Annotated in this window: 15 protein-coding genes; 6 read left to right on the top strand and 9 right to left on the bottom strand. The window is 76.6% G+C overall.

Translation table 11 applies throughout. The features are described 5' to 3' along the window. Positions 1-2 precede the first annotated feature (2 nt). Both F1544_RS13215 and F1544_RS13210 read left to right on the top strand, forming a co-directional pair. On the top strand, positions 3-764 hold the full coding sequence (locus F1544_RS13215) for a GAF and ANTAR domain-containing protein (RefSeq protein WP_167586077.1): 762 nt from the start codon (positions 3-5) through the stop codon (positions 762-764). A 96-nt stretch (positions 765-860) separates the two neighbouring features. Continuing rightward, positions 861-1,604, top strand: coding sequence for a GAF domain-containing protein (locus F1544_RS13210; protein ID WP_167586076.1), 744 nt, complete (start codon positions 861-863; stop codon positions 1,602-1,604). 7 nt (positions 1,605-1,611) lie between these two features. Here F1544_RS13210 and F1544_RS13205 read toward each other — a convergent pair whose 3' ends face one another. From F1544_RS13205 to F1544_RS13195, 3 genes are all read right to left on the bottom strand, one after another. Next, entirely contained in the window at positions 1,612-1,914 is a 303-nt protein-coding gene (locus F1544_RS13205) for a TMEM199/VMA12 family protein (protein ID WP_167586075.1), read from the bottom strand. Between the two features lie 17 nt (positions 1,915-1,931). After that, the gene (locus F1544_RS13200) at positions 1,932-4,505 is read right to left on the bottom strand and encodes a DEAD/DEAH box helicase (RefSeq protein ID WP_167586074.1); all 2,574 of its coding nucleotides are present in this window, start codon (positions 4,503-4,505) and stop codon (positions 1,932-1,934) included. Between the two features lie 82 nt (positions 4,506-4,587). Then, positions 4,588-4,983: a helix-turn-helix domain-containing protein gene (locus tag F1544_RS13195; protein ID WP_208971818.1), complete on the bottom strand. Its 396-nt coding sequence runs from the start codon at positions 4,981-4,983 to the stop codon at positions 4,588-4,590. 220 nt (positions 4,984-5,203) lie between these two features. On the opposite strand from F1544_RS13195, the gene F1544_RS13190 reads away from it, so the two are divergent. Then, entirely contained in the window at positions 5,204-6,037 is an 834-nt protein-coding gene (locus tag F1544_RS13190; RefSeq protein ID WP_167586073.1) for an LLM class F420-dependent oxidoreductase, read from the top strand. Between the two features lie 36 nt (positions 6,038-6,073). On the opposite strand, the gene F1544_RS26360 is transcribed toward F1544_RS13190, so the two are convergent. The 5 genes from F1544_RS26360 to F1544_RS13165 all read right to left on the bottom strand — a co-directional run bounded on the left by F1544_RS26360 (position 6,074) and on the right by F1544_RS13165 (position 11,888). Next, positions 6,074-6,880, bottom strand: a complete 807-nt coding sequence (locus F1544_RS26360) for a GNAT family N-acetyltransferase (protein ID WP_208971817.1) — start codon at positions 6,878-6,880, stop codon at positions 6,074-6,076. After that, on the bottom strand, positions 6,873-8,345 hold the full coding sequence (locus F1544_RS13180; protein WP_167586072.1) for an MptA/MptB family glycosyltransferase: 1,473 nt from the start codon (positions 8,343-8,345) through the stop codon (positions 6,873-6,875). Before F1544_RS13180 ends, F1544_RS26360 begins: the two co-directional genes overlap by 8 nt. After that, on the bottom strand, positions 8,335-9,090 hold the full coding sequence (locus F1544_RS13175) for a glycosyltransferase family 2 protein (RefSeq protein ID WP_167586071.1): 756 nt from the start codon (positions 9,088-9,090) through the stop codon (positions 8,335-8,337). Before F1544_RS13175 ends, F1544_RS13180 begins: the two co-directional genes overlap by 11 nt. A gap of 10 nt (positions 9,091-9,100) precedes the next feature. Next, a complete protein-coding gene (locus tag F1544_RS13170) occupies positions 9,101-11,302 on the bottom strand; it encodes a SpoIIE family protein phosphatase (RefSeq protein ID WP_167586070.1) in 2,202 nt (733 codons plus the stop codon). Between the two features lie 136 nt (positions 11,303-11,438). Further along, complete coding sequence (locus F1544_RS13165; RefSeq protein WP_167586068.1) at positions 11,439-11,888, bottom strand: ATP-binding protein; 450 nt, start codon at positions 11,886-11,888, stop codon at positions 11,439-11,441. 264 nt (positions 11,889-12,152) lie between these two features. Here F1544_RS13165 and F1544_RS13160 point away from each other — a divergent pair, with 264 nt between their 5' ends. Continuing rightward, on the top strand, positions 12,153-13,103 hold the full coding sequence (locus F1544_RS13160) for a glucosyl-3-phosphoglycerate synthase (protein WP_167586066.1): 951 nt from the start codon (positions 12,153-12,155) through the stop codon (positions 13,101-13,103). A 24-nt stretch (positions 13,104-13,127) separates the two neighbouring features. Here F1544_RS13160 and F1544_RS13155 read toward each other — a convergent pair whose 3' ends face one another. Continuing rightward, positions 13,128-13,451, bottom strand: a complete 324-nt coding sequence (locus tag F1544_RS13155; RefSeq protein ID WP_308470058.1) for a rhodanese-like domain-containing protein — start codon at positions 13,449-13,451, stop codon at positions 13,128-13,130. A 124-nt stretch (positions 13,452-13,575) separates the two neighbouring features. On the opposite strand from F1544_RS13155, the gene F1544_RS13150 reads away from it, so the two are divergent. Both F1544_RS13150 and F1544_RS13145 read left to right on the top strand, forming a co-directional pair. Beyond that, positions 13,576-15,636: a patatin-like phospholipase family protein gene (locus tag F1544_RS13150; protein ID WP_167586064.1), complete on the top strand. Its 2,061-nt coding sequence runs from the start codon at positions 13,576-13,578 to the stop codon at positions 15,634-15,636. Positions 15,637-15,770: 134 nt separating this feature from the next. Continuing rightward, positions 15,771-16,091, top strand: a complete 321-nt coding sequence (locus tag F1544_RS13145; RefSeq protein WP_167586062.1) for a hypothetical protein — start codon at positions 15,771-15,773, stop codon at positions 16,089-16,091. The last annotated feature ends 7 nt before the right edge of the window (positions 16,092-16,098 follow it).

The raw sequence follows: 16,098 nt of genomic DNA, 5'->3' as shown, positions 1-16,098 counted from the left end.
ACGTGGACGCCAGCAAGGAGCGCGGGGCCGGGGTCCCCGGGGAGCCCGGCGGACCCGGCCCGGACCAGGACGCCTTCGACGAGCTGGGCCGCCTGCTGCTGCGGGGCCGCACGCTGGAGGAGGTGCTGTCCCGCCTCACCGAGCTCGTGGCGGCGACCGTGTCCGGTGCCGACCAGGTGTCGCTGACCCTGACCGGCGACGGCGGGGCCCGCACCGCCGCGTCGAGCGGCCCCCTGGCCGTCGACCTCGACCACGTCCAGTACCGGCTGGGTTCCGGGCCCTGCCTGGACGCGGCCCACGACGGCGCGGTCGTCCGGGTCCCGGACACGGCGGACGACGCCCGCTACCCGGAGTTCGCCGCCGCGGCGCAGCGTGCGGGCGTGCGCTCGAGCTTCTCGGTCGGCCTGCCGGGCGGGCCGCGGGCGCCCGGCGCGCTGAACCTGTACCGCGTCGAGGAACCCGACGACGTCGACGAGGAGGGCGCCCGGCTCGCCGAGCTGTTCGCGAGCTTCGCGGCCGTGGCCCTGGTCAACGCCGCGGGGCCCGACCGGGAGCACCGGGTCCGCTACGTGCACGTCGCGATGCGCAACCGCGCGGTCCTCGACCAGGCCACCGGCGTCGTCATGGCCCGGGAGTCCTGCGACGCGGAGCAGGCCTACGACCGGCTGGTCGCGGCGGCGCGCGCCCAGGACCGGCCGCTGCTGGAGGTCGCCGCCGCCGTCGTCGCGGACCTCGACCGGGGCGGGCCGCCGGGCGCGCCCTGACGCCCGGCTGCACCTCCCGCCCTCCCCCACTACGGTGGACGGACCTCCTGTCGAGAACCCGTGCAGGCTCCCGCACGCACCCCCCAGGAGCAGACCGTGGAACTGGTCGAGCGCTTCACCCGGACCTGGACCGCCGAGGCCTCGGACACGGGCGACGAGCTCCTGCCGAGCCTCCTGGCGCGGGCCGCGGCGCGGGTGCTGTCCGCGGACGGGGCCGGGCTGAGCCTCATGAGCGGCCCGGGGCTGCGCCTGCCCCTGGGGGCGAGCGGCGAGGACGCCGCGACCGCGGAGCGGCTGCAGTTCAGCATCGGCGAGGGGCCGTGCTTCGAGGCGCACCAGCAGGGCCGGCCGGTCACCGTGACGGTGGAGAAGCTGACCGAGCGCTGGCCGGTGCTCGCGGGTCAGCACCTGGGGTGCACCCCGTTCCGGGCCGGCATCAGCACGCCGCTGCGCCAGGGCGCCGAGCGCTTCGGCGTCCTGGACCTGTACTTCACCAGCCCCGAGGCGCCCCAGGGCCACGACGTCATCGCCGCGCAGCTCATCGCCGAGGTCACCGCCGGGGTGCTGCTGGAGACGCTCGGCCCGGACGCCGAGAACGGGGACGCCCCGGCCGACGGGGTGCCCGCGGCGTGGCTGGACTCCCCCGCGATCCGCCGCCGCCGCGACGTGTGGGTGGCGGTCGGCATGGCCAACCTCAGCCTGCGGCAGTCCAGCGACGACGCCCTGGCGACCCTGCGGGCGCACGCCTACGCCGAGGGCTGCACCCTCGACGAGCTGGCCCACGAGGTGGTCGCGGGCGGCGTCGACCTCGAGGGCCTGCGCGCTGACGTCGAGACCTGAGGCGCGCTCAGCGCCGGGCCTCCAGCCCCCGGTAGGCGCGGTAGCGGGCGACGAGCCGGGGCACGGAGCTGCCGAGCGCCAGGCCGGGGATCCCGTAGCCGAGCGCCGAGACCCAGCCGGAGGACCGGCCCCCGACCGCCTCGACCAGGCCCGTGACGGCCAACGCCAGGCAGACGGCCACGATGAGGCCCACGGCCACCGTGACGGTCAGCACCACCCGGGCGTTCACGCCCGGCATGCGGCGGCTGCGCAGGACCCACCAGGCCGCCAGCACGGCGGCCACCACCAACGGAGCCGCCAGCTGTCGCACCCGCGGATCCTACGGTCCTAGAGGCGCAGCAGACCGCCCACGCGCACGACGGCCGTCCCGGCCTCGTCGGAGGCGTCGAGGTCCACCTCGGCGACGACGGCCCAGTCCCGGTCGCCCGCCGGGTCGTCGAGCACCTGCCGGACGTACCAGGCGCGCGGGGAGCCCTTCGGGTCCGGGCCGGAGCCGTCGTCGACCTGCAGCAGGTGCGGGCCGCGGGCGTCGGGGCCCGTGCCGATCGCGTCGTGCTCCTCGTAGTAGGCGTCGAGCTGGTCGGCCCACGCGTCCTCCGACGGGGACCCGTCGAGGGCGGCCAGGGCCGCGGGACGGTCCAGCGCCGCCAGCTCGACGAAGCGGAACATCGCGTTGCGGACGAGCACGCGGAACGCGCGGGCGTTCTTCGTGACCGGCGGCACCTCGTCCTCCTGCGGCGCGAGGGCGTTCTCCACCGCCTCGCTCCCGTCGAGCCCCGAGCGCAGCCGCTCCCACTCCGCGAGCAGGCTGGAGTCGGTCTGGCGCACGACCTCCCCGAGCCACTCGACGAGGTCGGTGAGCTCCTCGGTGCGGGCGTCCTCGGGCACGGTCTGGCGCAGCGCCTTGTAGGCGTCGGCGAGGTAGCGCAGCACCAGGCCCTCAGAGCGGGCGAGCTGGTAGAACGCGACGAAGTCGCCGAACGTCATGGCGCGCTCGTACATGTCGCGCACCACCGACTTCGGGCGCACCTCGTAGTCGGCGACCCAGGGGTTCCCCGCCCGGTACTCCTCGTAGGCCGCGCGCAGGAGTTCCGCCAGGGGCTGCGGCCACTCGACGTCCTCGAGGAGCACCATGCGCTCCTCGTACTCGATGCCCTCCGCCTTCATGCGGGCCACGGCCTCGCCCTTGGCCTTCGACTTCTCCGCCAGCAGCACCTTCATCGGCTCGTCGAGGGTGCTCTCGATGACGGAGACCACGTCGAGGGCGTAGGTCGGGGACTCCTTGTCCAGCAGGTCGTCGAGCACCGCGAGGGCGAACGGCGACAGCGGCTGGTTCAGCGCGAAGTCCAGCTGCAGGTCCACCACGAGCCGCACGGTGCGCCCGTCGGGCAGCGGGTGCGGCAGGACCTCCGCGACGCCCGCGTCCAGCAGCGCGCGGAACAGGGCGACCGCACGGCGCACGTGGCGCACCTGCAGCTTGCGGGGTTCGTGGTTGTCCAGCAGCAGGTGCCGCATGGCCTCGACCGGGTTCCCGGGGCGCTGCAGGACGTTCAGCAGCATCGAGGTCGTCACGCGGAAGTGCGACGTGAGCTGCTCGGGCTCGGCGACGACGAGCTTGTCCATCGTGGCCTGCGACCAGGAGACGAAACCCTCCTGCGCCTTGACCCGCTGCACCTTCTTGAGCTTCTTCGGGTCGTCGCCGGCCTTCGCGACGCGGCGCGCGTTCTCCACCTCGTGCTCCGGCGCCTGCACGACGACCGTGCCCGCCGTGTCGTAGCCCGCGCGCCCGGCGCGGCCCGCGATCTGGTGGAACTCCCGCGCGCGGTAGTGCCGGGTGCGGCGGCCGTCGAACTTCGTCAGCCCCGCGAACAGCACGGTGCGGATCGGCACGTTGATGCCGACGCCCAGGGTGTCGGTGCCGCAGATGACCTTCAGCAGCCCCGCCTGCGCGAGGGTCTCCACGAGGCGGCGGTACTTCGGCAGCATCCCCGCGTGGTGGACGCCGACGCCCATGCGCAGCAGCCGGGACAGGACCTTGCCGAACCCGGCCGCGAACCGGAACCCGCCGATGGCCTCGGCGATCGCGTCGCGCTGCTCGCGGGTCGCGACCTTCGCGCTGGTCAGCGACTGCGCCTGCTCGACCGCGGCGGCCTGCGTGGAGTGCACGACGTACACGGGCGCCTGGTTGGTCTGCAGCAGCTCCTCGACGGTCTCCTGCAGCGGCGTCGTGGCCCACGAGTAGTGCAGCGGGACGGGGCGGTCGACCGACGTCACGACGGCCGTGGGCCGGCCCGTGCGCCGGGTCAGGTCCTCCCGCAGCCAGTCGACGTCGCCGAGGGTCGCGGACATGAGGACGAACTGCACCTGCGGCAGCTCGACGATCGGCACCTGCCACGCCCACCCGCGGTCGGGGTCGGCGTAGAAGTGGAACTCGTCCATGACGACCTGGCCGACGTCGGCGAAGGCGCCCGAGCGCAGCGCGACGTTGGCCAGGACCTCCGCCGTGCAGCAGATGATCGGCGCCTGCGGGTTGACCGACGCGTCGCCGGTCATCATCCCGACGCGGTCGGCGCCGAACGTCTCGACCAGGGCGAAGAACTTCTCGCTGACCAGGGCCTTCAGCGGCGCCGTGTAGAAGGACCGGACCCCCGCCGCGAGCGCCGCGGCGTGCGCCCCGGCCGCCACGAGGGACTTGCCCGAGCCCGTCGGCGTCGAGAGGACCACGTTGCTGCCGGAGACGACCTCGATGAGGGCCTCCTGCTGCGCGGGGTACAGCTCGATGCCGCGCGAGGTGACCCAGTCGGTGAACGCCTCGTGGACGGCGTCGGGGTCGGCGGCGGCGGCGCTGCCCGCGACGGGCAGGAGGTCCGGGAGGAACGGGGCGGCGGGTGTGGTGGTCATGGCCCCCCCATGGTCTCAGCTGGCGGGGCCGGCGACCGGACGGAGCCCGGCCCTGCGTGCAGGGGGCCTCGTGGGGGGTCCGTCAGACGATGAAGCCGTCGGCGCGCGCGGCGACGCAGGCCGCGGCGCTGGAGTTCACGCCGTACTTGCGGCGCACGCCCGCGAGGTGCTGGGCGACGGTGTTCGCGGCCAGGCCGAGGCGCTGGGCGACGACGGAGCCGGGGCAGCCGTCCGCGACCAGCTGCAGGACCTCGCGCTCGCGACCCGTCAGCGTGACGCTCGCGCGCGCCGGCGCCCCCTCGCGGGTGCGCTCGAGGGCGCGGTAGCTGCTCTCGGCGAGCAGGACGAAGCGGTTGCCGGCCGCGTCCTCCACGACGACGCGGCGGTCGCCGAGGGCGACGCCGTCCAGGACGGAACCCCACCACTCCGGCGGCAGGGACACCGTCTGCTCGGTCAGGACGCTGCAGTGCTCAGGCATTGGTGCGGGTCTCCTCGTGGCGTGCCCCGGTGGTGCTGGGCCCCGGTTCTCGGAGGCCTCGACGACGAGGGGGTCACCCGACGTCACGCTACGGACTCGTCGCCCCCAGGACCATCCTTGACCGTGGGCTGACACCACCACCCGTTCGCCACGCTGCCCGGAGCAGCGGATGTCACGGTCCGCGCGTGCCGGGACGTCGGACGGCTGGGACAGTGACGGCATGGACCTCGGAACCTACGGCCTCTGGCGCGGCGCGGCCGTCGTCGACGCCGACTTCGCGCGCACCGCGGAACGCCTCGGCTACGGCACCGTCTGGATCGGCGGCTCGCCCGCGGGCGACCTCGCGCTGGCGGAGGAGCTGCTCGCGGCGACGGAGCGGATCGTCGTGGCCACCGGCATCGTCAACATGTGGGCGACGAAGGCCGAGGAGGTCGCGCCCTCCTACCACCGGCTGGCCGAGCGCTTCCCGGACCGCTTCCTGCTGGGCGTCGGCATCGGCCACCCCGAGGCCACGCAGGAGTACCGCAGCCCGATGGAGACGATGGTCGACTACCTCGACGCGCTCGACCGGGCCGGGGTGCCGAAGGAGGGCCGCGTGCTCGCGGCGCTCGGCCCGAAGGCGCTCGCCCTCGCCGCGGAGCGCACCCGCGGCACGCACCCCTACCTCGTCCCGCCGCAGCACACGGCGGCCGCGCGCGAGGCCGTCGGGCCGGGCGTCCTCGTGGCGCCCGAGCAGAAGGTCGTGCTGGAGACCGACCCCGAGCGGGCCCGCGCCGTCGGCCGCCCCGTGGTCGACCAGCCCTACCTGCACCTGACCAACTACCTGTCGAACCTGCGCCGGTTCGGCTGGAGCGACGCGGACTTCGCCGACGGCGGCAGCGACGAGCTGATCGACGTCCTGAGCGTGCACGGCGACGTCGCCACCGTCGCGGCGGGCCTCACCGCGCACGTCGACGCGGGCGCGGACCACGTGTGCGCGCAGGTCCTCACCGCGCCGGGCGTGGACATCGTGCCGGTGCTCACCGCCATCGCCGAGGAGCTGCACCTCGCCTGAGCGCGCTCACGAGCGCCCGGCTCAGGGGTCGGGTGCTCAGGGGGCGGGGTAGACGAACGGCGTCGTCGTGGCGACGGCGACGAAGCCGAACCGCTCGAGCAGCGGCCGGCTGTCGGGCGAGGCGTCCACCTGCAGGTACCGGACGCCGAGCCCGGCGGCCAGCTGCGCCCGGCGCGCGACGAGGCAGCGGTAGACGCCGCGGCGGCGGTGGGTGGGCAGCGTCGAGCCGCCCCACAGGCCCGCGAACCCCGACTCGGGGACCAGCGACAGCCAGCCCGCGGCCACCATCCGGTCGCCCTCCTCGGCGACGAGGATGCGCACGAGCGGCTGCTCGCCCTGGGAGCGGGAGAACAGGTCCTCGGCGAGCCAGGACCAGTCGTCGCCCCAGATCTCCGTCTGCAGCTCCGCGACCCGCCGGGCGTCCTGCTCGCTGCACGTCTCGCGGACGGTGAGGCCCTCGGGCACGTCGGTGGGCAGCTGCAGCAGCGCGTCGACCTCGGCGACCAGCACGGTCTCCGGGTCCTCGGCGGCGAACCCGGCGGCGCGCAGGCGCTCGGGCAGGTCGGCGGGGGTGTCGTAGTCCCAGGTCTTCCACTCCAGCGACCGGCCGCGGGCCGTGAAGGCGTCGCGCTGGCGGGCGATGAGGGCGTCGAGCTCGGGGCCGGTGACGCCGAGGTCCGCGGGGGTGCTGACGAAGCCCCGCTCGGGGTACCAGACCCGGGTCAGCGGCCCGTCCTCCTCGGCGATCACCCCCGTGGGCAGCGCGGCCACGTGGGGCCGGCGGGCGGCCGCGTCGTAGGCGGCGAGGAGGGAGGCGGTGTCCGGGGCGATCGCGTCAGGCACCGTCACACGCTAGGACACGACGGCGCCCGATGAGCAGGGGCAGGGCCAGGACGGCGACCAGGGCCGCCCACGCGATCCACGGCCCGGCCTCCCGGCGGTAGCCGAGGGTGACCGCCTCGACGGCCGGGGACATGCCCTCCACGAGGCCCGGGACGTAGGCCACGGCCAGCAGGGTGAGGCGGACGACGAGCACGCGCTCGAGCACCACCGGCGCCGCGGCGACCAGGGCGAGCGGACCCCACAGGAGCAGGTCGTACCAGGGCAGCTCGTAGGGGGCGGCGACGAGGTAGCCCAGCGCGAGCACGGCCGTCACCCCGGCCGCCTGCCGGTCCGGCGGGACGTCGAGCACCAGCCGGCGCCACCACAGCGCGGCGACCGCGGCCATCAGCAGGAGGGTGCCGGGCAGCAGCGCGCCGCGGGGCAGCCCGGCCTCGACGAGCGGGCGCCAGACGGTGGCGAGCGAGACGTAGCGGCTCGCGGTGCGCGTCTGGTCGTAGGCGTGCGCCCCCGCCCACACGTGGGCGGGCACGAGCACGACGAGCGCCCCCACCGCCCCGCGCAGCAGGAGGCCGGCACCGGGGCCGTCGCCGCGGCGCCGGGCCAGCACCCAGGCCACGACGACCCCCGCGGCGACCGCGCCGTAGGGCAGCTTCGTGCCCACCGCGACCCCCAGGGCGAGGCCCGCGAGCAGGGGCCGGCGCGGGGCGAGCAGCAGCGCCGCGAGCGCGGCCGCCCCGGCCAGGACGTCGACGTGCGCACCACCGGCGCCGACGGTGAGCAGCAGCGGGTTCAGCGTCCACAGCACCCCCGCGCGGGCCCGGGCCGCTGGCCGGTCCCGCAGCGCGCGGTCGAGGCCGAAGGCCGCCCCCGTCCACGCCAGGACCACCAGGGCCTGCCCCCACCACACCGTGGCCCGCACCGACGGACCGCCCAGCAGCGACGCGAGGGCCTGCAGGGCCGTGCCGACCGGCCCGTAGACCGACGGCGTCGAGCGCCACGGGGCCCGCACGGCGGAGGCCACCGGGTCGCTCCCGCCCGCGAAGGCGTCGGGCGCCTGCACGTACGGGTCGCCGCCCAGGGCCGCGATCCGCCCGTAGGCCGCGTAGCTCAGGTGGTCCGCGGACCCGACGGGCGGCACGAGCAGCACGACGAGCGCCGCGAGGCCCCCGGTGAGCAGGACCCGGCCCGGCCGGGGCCGCCACCCGCGCCCGACGGCCGCGAGGCCCAGCAGGACGGCGGTGCCGCCGAGCAGCCAGGACGCCGCGAGCAGGACGCTGACGACGGCCGAGGAGGGGTGCAGGCCCAGGTCGAACGGCGGACCGCCGCCCGGCCCGAGGTCGGGCGAGGCGGCGGAGGGGCCGGCGGCCGCGACGGCCGCCCACAGCAGCAGGGAGACCGCGGCGGCCGCGAGGGCGGTCCGGGGCGGTGTGGTCCGGGGCGGGGCCCCGGGGACCTCAGCCGCCACCGAGCAGCAGCCGGCGCCGGCCCAGCGCGAGGGCGACGTCGCGGTACTGGGCCGCGCGGTGCAGCTGGGCGCGCCAGTCGGTGCCGCTCACGCGGTGCTGCAGCTCGCACGGCACCTCCTGCACCCGCAGGCCCGCGCGGAGCAGGTCGATCGTCATGGCCGTCTCCACGCCCCAGCCGCGGGCCAGGGGCAGCGCGGCCTCGAACGCGGGGCGGGTCAGGCAGCGCATCCCCGACAGCGGCTGCTGCGGAGACCAGCCCGCCGCGCGCAGGGTGCCGCGGCGGGCCAGGCCCACGACCAGCCCGCGGCCCCCGCCCGCGGCGGACTGCCGGGGCAGCACCGCGATCGTCAGGTCCGCCGCGCCCGCCAGGACGGGCCCGGTGAGCGGAGCCGTCCGCACGGCGGTCTCGGCGAGGTCGGCGTCGACGAAGAGCAGCGGGCGGGGTCCGGTGCCCGGGCGCGGGGTCGAGGCCTCGGCGGCGGCGACGGCGCGGGCGCCGGTCTGCATCGCCGCGGCCTTGCCGCGGTTGCGCCGGTGGGCCACCACGAGGGCGCCCGCGTCGCGCGCCCGGCGGGCCGTGCCGTCGCGCGAGCCGTCGTCGACCACGACGACCAGGTCGGCGACCTCGAGGGAGCGCAGCGACTCCACGGTCCGCGCGATGCGCTCCTCCTCGTCCTTGGCGGGGACGACGACGGCGACGGTGGGGGACGGGCGGACGCTCGCCGAGGCGCTGGGGGACGTCACACGGGGGAGGCTAGCGCTCCGCCCCGAGCAGGCGGAGGACGAGCACCGTGACGTCGTCGTCGACCTCGACCCCGCGCCCGAGCTCGGTCATGAGCTCGTCCGCGACCGCCGCGGCGGTGTCCTGCGCGCCCGGGCGGCCGGCCTCGCAGCGCCCGGCCGCGTCCCCCAGCACCGCGAGCGCCGCGTCGAGACCCTCGGTGAGGCCGCGGGTGCGCGTCTCGACGAGCCCGTCGGAGAAGACGCAGAAGACGGTCCCGTCCTGCAGGTGCACGTCGAGGACGTCGGCGCGCTCGTCGCCCGCGACCCCCAGCGGCACCCCGGGCGGGACGTCGAGGTAGCGGCTGCCGGCGGCGTCGGCGACCAGCGGGGGCAGGTGCCCGGCGCTCGCGGCGCGCAGGTGCCCGTCGGCGGAGAGCAGGCCGTAGAAGAGGGTGACGAGGTCGTCGGTGCCGCTGACGGCGAAGCACTGGTCGAGCCCGCGCAGCACGGCGCTGGGCCGCGGGTCGATGAGCGCGAGCGTGCGCACCTGGGTGCGGACCTCGCCCATGGCGGTGGCGGCGCGCGCCCCGCGGCCCATGACGTCGCCGAGCACGACGGCGACGAGGTCGTCGTCGAGGGCGATGATCTCGGCCCAGTCCCCGCCGACCTCGCTGCCCACGCTCGTCGCGGTCCGGCGGTGGGCCTGCAGCCAGTCCACGGCGGGCAGCGGGCCGGGCTGCAGCGCCTCCTGCAGGATCGAGGCGGTGCTGCGCTCGGCGTCGGAGAGCAGCTGGCGCTCCAGGGCCGTGGCGGCCTGGCGGGCGAAGGCGGCGAGGAACTCGCGCTCGGCCGCGTCCTCGGGCTGGGGCTCGTCGAAGGACAGCAGGAGGACGCCGACCTGGCGGGGCCGCGAGCACAGCGGCAGCAGCGCCCACGCCACCTCGCCGCGCGCGACGGCGTCGGCGAAGGCCTCGGGCGCCCAGTGCGAGCGGTCGTCGGCCACGTACTGCTCCGTCAGGAAGGCCCCGCCGGAGACCTCCAGCGCCGCGACGACCTCGAGGTGCTGCGCGCCGCTCCAGGGCATGGCGTCCAGCGGCTGGCGCCCGGCGTCGCGCTGCCAGGTGTGCAGCGGGACCTCGTGGCCGCCCGGGTCCTCGGGCAGGACCGTGAGGGCGGCGCGCACCGCGTCGGCGCCGTCGACGGCGGCGGCCAGGACGGCGGCCACGACGTCGTCGTGGGTGTGCACGGAGGCGAGCGCGCTGGTCAGCGCCTGCAGCGTGCGCGTGCGGCGCTCCCCGCGCACGCGCTCGGTGACGTCGACCGCGGAGCCGATCCACTCCTGCACGGGGGCGTCGGAGCCGGCGCCCTCGGCGCGCACGGGGACGGCGGAGGTGGAGATCCAGCGCCACCCGTCGGGCGTGCGCAGGCGCAGCGTGTAGGCGAGCCGAGTGCCCTCGACGGCGGCGCGGTTCCAGGTCTCGATGACGGCCGGCAGGTCGTCGGGGTGGACGTCGTCGCGCCAGCCGACGGGCATCACGGGTCCGTCGCGGCGCGTGAGGGCGCGCCAGCCCGGCAGGTCGCTGGTGAGCCCGACGCCGGGCTCGGCCGTGAAGACGTCGAGGCTGCCGGCCTCGGCCAGCGTCCGGTAGCGCTGCTCGGAGCGGGCCGCGGCCTGGACGGCGTCGCGGGCGGTGTCCAGCAGCTCCGCCCGCTCGACGGCGAGGGCGCACTGCCCGGCGAGGGCGGTGGCGAACTCCAGCTCGAGCTCGTCGAGGGAGCCGGGACGGTCGAAGCCGAAGCGCAGGACGCCGACGAGCCGGCCGCGGGCGAGCATCGGGACCATCGCCCAGGACAGCTCCCCCGTCGCCACGACGAGGTCGTTGAGCCCCCCGTCGAAGCGGGTGCGCAGCTCCTCCACCGAGCGGATGAGGACGGGCCGCGCGGTCCGGGCCGCCTCGGCGCTGGGCGTCGAGGAGTCCAGGGGCACCGGGTGCCCGGGCCCGTAGGGGTCCGCGCCGTCGACGGCGTCGGGCAGCTGCGGCAGGAGGAGGTCGGAGTCGGGGTCGTGCACCGAGACGCCGCAGCTGCTCGTGCCGAGCACGGCGTGGGCGGAGCGCAGGACGGCCGAGACCGCCCCCGCGACGTCCAGCGCCGCCGCGAGCTCCGTCGCGGTGCGCTGCAGGAGGTGGACGTGGAGGGCGCCGCGCGACGCGGGCGCCGACCTGGGCTCCATCCCTCGGCACTCCGTCTCATCACGTGCACATCTAGTTACGCGCAGTAGTTGAGGGACTCTAACGCGAGACGGCGCGCCTGGGGAGGTGGTTCGGGGTCACTGGGCCGCACGGGTGAGCGCTCTCACCGCCCCAGCGTCAGCGGGGGTGGTGCCGCGTGGGGCCGCCGAAGGACGCCCACACCGTGCGGGAGAGGTCCTTGAGGTTCTCCACGACGCCCCAGTCGTCGGCGAGGCCCTCGACGATCCGCAGACCCCGGCCCGACGTCGCGGACGCGTCGGCCGTGCGCGGGGTCACGCTGCGGCCCGGGGCGCCGCCGTCGGTCACGGCGATCTCGACGTGCGGCTCGGTGTCGCCGACGACCTCGCACTGCACGTGGATGCCGCCGTCGCCCAGGGGGCGTGCGTGGCGCACGGCGTTGCCGACGATCTCCGACAGCACGATCTCGATCTCGGCCTGCGCCGTCTCGTCCAGCCCGGCCCCGTCGAGGACCCGTCGCAGCACGTGCCGGGCGCGGGGCACCGAGGCGGGGTCGTGCGCGAAGGAGGCCCAGTGGGTCGCCGGCACGGTGCGGGGGCCCGTGCGCATCCAGGTCTCCTCTGACAGTGGGACCAGTGGTGTGAGGAGCATGACGCACGAAGTGGTACCCGGGCGGGCGACAGGTCAAACACGCCACTTCGTCGACGCTGCGCCACCGGTGGTCAGCGGTGTGCGACCGGAGGCCCGGCGGCGGCAACAGGGCCGAAACACGCCCGTCACCGCGCGCCGGTCCCGTGTGACGCGCCGGTGAACACCTGCGCCCGGAGCTGCCGCCGCCGCGGCGCGCGTGCCACGGTGATCGTGGAGGTGCGCATGAAGCTGCCCGTGCAGACCTGGTTCGACAGGTCGACGTCCCGCGCCAGGGACTGGCCCATCGACCGCCTGCGCGCGCAGAAGGCCGGGACGCGCGTGAGCGTGGTGCTGGCCGCCCTGGACGAGGAGGCGACCGTCGGCCGCGTCGTGAGCATGGCCCGCCAGCTCGCGGAGGACACGGGCCTGGTCGACGAGGTCGTGGTCGTCGACTCCGGCTCCCGCGACGCGACCGCCGAGGTCGCCGAGGCCGCGGGCGCGGTCGTGCACCACCGCGACGACGTGCTGCCGGAGACGGGCTCGCGGCCCGGCCGCGGCGAGGCGCTGTGGAAGTCCCTGGCGGTGACGACCGGCGACGTCCTCGTCTTCGTCGACGCCGACCTGCTCGACCCGCAGCCGCAGCTCATCACGGGCCTGCTCGGCCCGCTGCTGCACGACCAGGGCGTCGAGCTCGTCAAGGGCTGCTACGACCAGCCGCTCAAGGGCACGGGGGAGACCTCCGGCGGCCGCGTCACCGAGCTCGTCGCCCGCCCGCTCGTCAGCCGGTTCTACCCGGAGCTCGCCGGGGTCGTGCAGCCGCTCACCGGCGAGTACGCGGGGCGGCGCCGGCTGTTCGAGGCGATTCCGTTCTCCGGCGGCCACGGCGTGGAGATGGCCATGCTCATCGACACCCTGGAGCTGCGCGGGGTCGCGGCGATCGCCCAGGTGGACCTCGGCCGCCGCCAGCACCGCCACCAGGACACGGCCGCGCTCGGCCGCATGGCGGCCCACGTCACCCACGTCGTGCACCAGCGGGCGGGCGTCGCCGACGCCGGTGACGCGCCGTCGATCACGCAGTTCGCGCGCGACGGCTACGGCCACTACGCCCCGGTCACGCACGCCGTCGACGTCTCCGAGCGCCCGCCCATGATCAGCGTGGACGCCTACCGGCACCGCACGGCGAAGGTCTCCTGACCCCGGCCCGACGGCGGCCGCCCCTCAGATGACCTCAGGCTCCCGGCCGTTCTCCGAGACCATCGCGCCGCCGGACGCGGCCCACGCGCCCATGCCGCCCTCGACGTTCACCGTGTCGTAGCCGTGGCCCTGCAGCCACTCCGCGGCGCGCTGCGAGCGGCCGCCGCCCCGGCACACGACGTGCAGCTGGCCCGCGGGCAGCTCCGCGAGGCGCTGCGGGACCTGCGCGAGGGGGATGTGGAGGGCGCCGGCGAGGTGGCCGGCCTCCCACTCGTCGTCCTCGCGGACGTCGAGGACCTGGGCGTCGGACGGGAGGGCGGCGGCGGGGACCGCGGGCAGCTCGGGCACGAGCGCCACGGTAGGACACGCGCCCGGCGCCCACGCGGGCGGCGGCCCCCCGCGGTGCGGCATGCTCGGCACGCCCGCTCACCGGTCCACCCCCCGACCTCCGGGAGCGGCCCCGGAGGGCGTCGTGACGGAGCCGGTGGACACCACCCCCTACCCGGCGGACCCGGTGGCCACGTGCGACCTCACGATGAAGGGCGGCGTGACGAGCGGGGTGGTCTACCCCGCGGCCGTGTCCCGGCTGGCCCGGACCTACCGCATCGTCAACGTCGGCGGCGCCTCCGCCGGGGCCATCGCGGCCGCCCTCACCGCGGCCGCGGAGCACGCCCGCGCCGGGGGCGACCCCACCGGGTACGACCGGCTCGAGGCGGTGTCGGCCGAGCTGGCCGGTGCCGTCCCCGCAGGCGCGAGCGCGGCGACCGCCCCGGCGACCGGCCTGCTCGCGCTGTTCCAGCCCGAGCCCCGCACGCGCCCGCTGTTCGGCGTCCTGCGCGCCGCGCTGGACGCCGCCGCGACCGGGCGGTGGACGCGGACCCTGGCGACCGCGCTGCGGCAGGAGGTCACGTCGTCGTCGGGGTGGTGGCGCTCGGTGCTGCCCGTCGTGCCCGGCGTCCTCGTCACGGCCCTGGCGGTCCACGACCTGCGCGCGGCGGCGGCCCCGGCCGCCCTGGCCGTCGTCGTGGCGGTGCTGGGGGTCGCCCTGCTCGTCGGCGGCCTCGCGGCGGGCATCGGGTGGGCGCTCGTGCACCGCCTGCTGCGCGAGGTGCCCGCCAACGGCTTCGGCCTCGTCAACGGCATGGGCGGGACGGACCCGCAGCCGGCGCTGACCCCGTGGCTGACGCAGCGCCTCGACGAGATCGCCGGGCGCCGCCCCGACGAGGGCCCGCTGACGTTCGCCCACCTGTGGGGCGCGCGCACCCCCGAGGAGGAGCAGGCCCTGCTGCGCGACCGCCGGTCCCGCCGCGTGAACCTCGAGGTGATGACGACGGACCTCGTGCAGGGCCGGCCGCGGCGGTTGCCGGTGCTGGACGTCGGGACCCCCGCCGAAGAGCACCTGTTCTTCGACGTCGCGGAGTTCCGCGGCCTGTTCCCTGCCCGGGTCCTCGAGGCGGTGCTGAGCTCTCCGGAGGCCGCGCCGCCGACCGTCGTCACCGGCGTCCACGACGTCGTCGCGGTGCTCGCCGCCCGGCGCGGCCTGCACCGGCTGCCGCGCGCGGGGCTGCCCGTCGTCGTGGCCACCCGGATGAGCCTCAGCTTCCCCGGCCTCGTCAGCGCCGTCCCGCTGCACGAGTTCGACGCCGCGACGCCGGGGAACTCCACGGCGGTCGCGGCGTGGGCGCGCTGGCTCGACGACCGCCGGGCCGCCGGGCTCGCGACGTCCGCCGCCGACGTGCTGACCGGGGCGCCCGACGTCGGCGTCGAGCCGGAACTGCTGCGCACGTGGATCTCCGACGGCGGGATCACGTCGAACATGCCGCTGCACTTCTTCGACGCGCCCCTGCCCACGCGACCGAGCTTCGCCATCAACCTGCAGGCGCAGCGGCCGGGAGAACCCCGGGTCAGCCTCCCGCGCGGTGGGGACGGCGGCGGGTCGCGGCTGCGCAACCCGTTCGCGCAGGCGGCGGTGCCGACGCTGCCGCCGTTCGTCGCGGCGATCGCGCGGACCATGCAGAACTGGGTCGACAACGAGCAGATGCGCATCCCCGGCTACCGCGAGCGCATCGTCTCGGTGCACCTGCGCCCCGACGAGGGCGGCCTGAACCTCGCCATGCCGGCGCCGCTGATCCGCACCCTCTCCGGGCTCGGCCGCGACGCCGCGGGCCTGCTGCTGCGCAGCTACCACGACGGGACGGCCGAGGGCTGGGTCGACCAGCGGTGGATCCGCTACCGGTCGCTCATGGCGATGCTGGAACGCCTCTTCGCCACGGTCGACCGCACCGACGACCGGCCCGACCCCGCGACGCCCGTTCCGACCTACGAGCAGATGCGCGAGGGTGCCTTCCCTCCGGACGTCAGCCCCTTCACCCCGGAGCAGCAGGCCTGGGCGGAGGTGCGGGCCGCGGAGCTGGTGGCGCTGGCCCGCACCTGGCCCGCGCCCGTCGTCACCGGCGACGGCGTCCAGCAGGGCTCCTTCACCGACGGGGAACCCGCGCCCGTGCCGCACTGGCGGGCCCAGCCGGAGCTCTGACGCCGACCCGAGGTGACGGGCCGCTCCGCAGCGTGGGGCCGCTGACCCGGAGGGGTGGTCGGCCCTGCGCCGCCCGGGCGAGCGGCTGCCGCGCGGCCCGCGACGCGGCCCGGCGCCGCCCTACGGTGCGGGACGTGACTGCTGCGGACGCCCTGCGGGTCGAGGCCTCCCGGCTGCGGGAGGGCGCTCGCGCGCTCCGCGCCGGCGCCGAGGACCTGGACACCGAGGTCCGCGGCGTCGCCGCCCACTACCCCGTGCCGAGCCCCACGCTCTGGTCGGGCCCGGCCGCCGACACCTTCGCGACCGGCCTCACCGGGGCCCGCGCGGCCCTCGGGGCCGTCGCGCGCGACGTCGTGGCCCACGCCGAGCACTGCGAGGCGCTGGCCGTCGCGCGCGAGCGCCAGGCCGACCAGCTGGAGCTGGCCGCGCGCGCCGCGGCGCTCGCCCCCTCCTGAGGAGCGG

It is taken from the genome of Kineococcus rubinsiae (genome assembly GCF_011839805.1).
Taxonomy (GTDB): Bacteria; Actinomycetota; Actinomycetes; order Actinomycetales; family Kineococcaceae; genus Kineococcus; species Kineococcus rubinsiae.
This window is presented reverse-complemented; position numbering and strand designations above follow the sequence as displayed.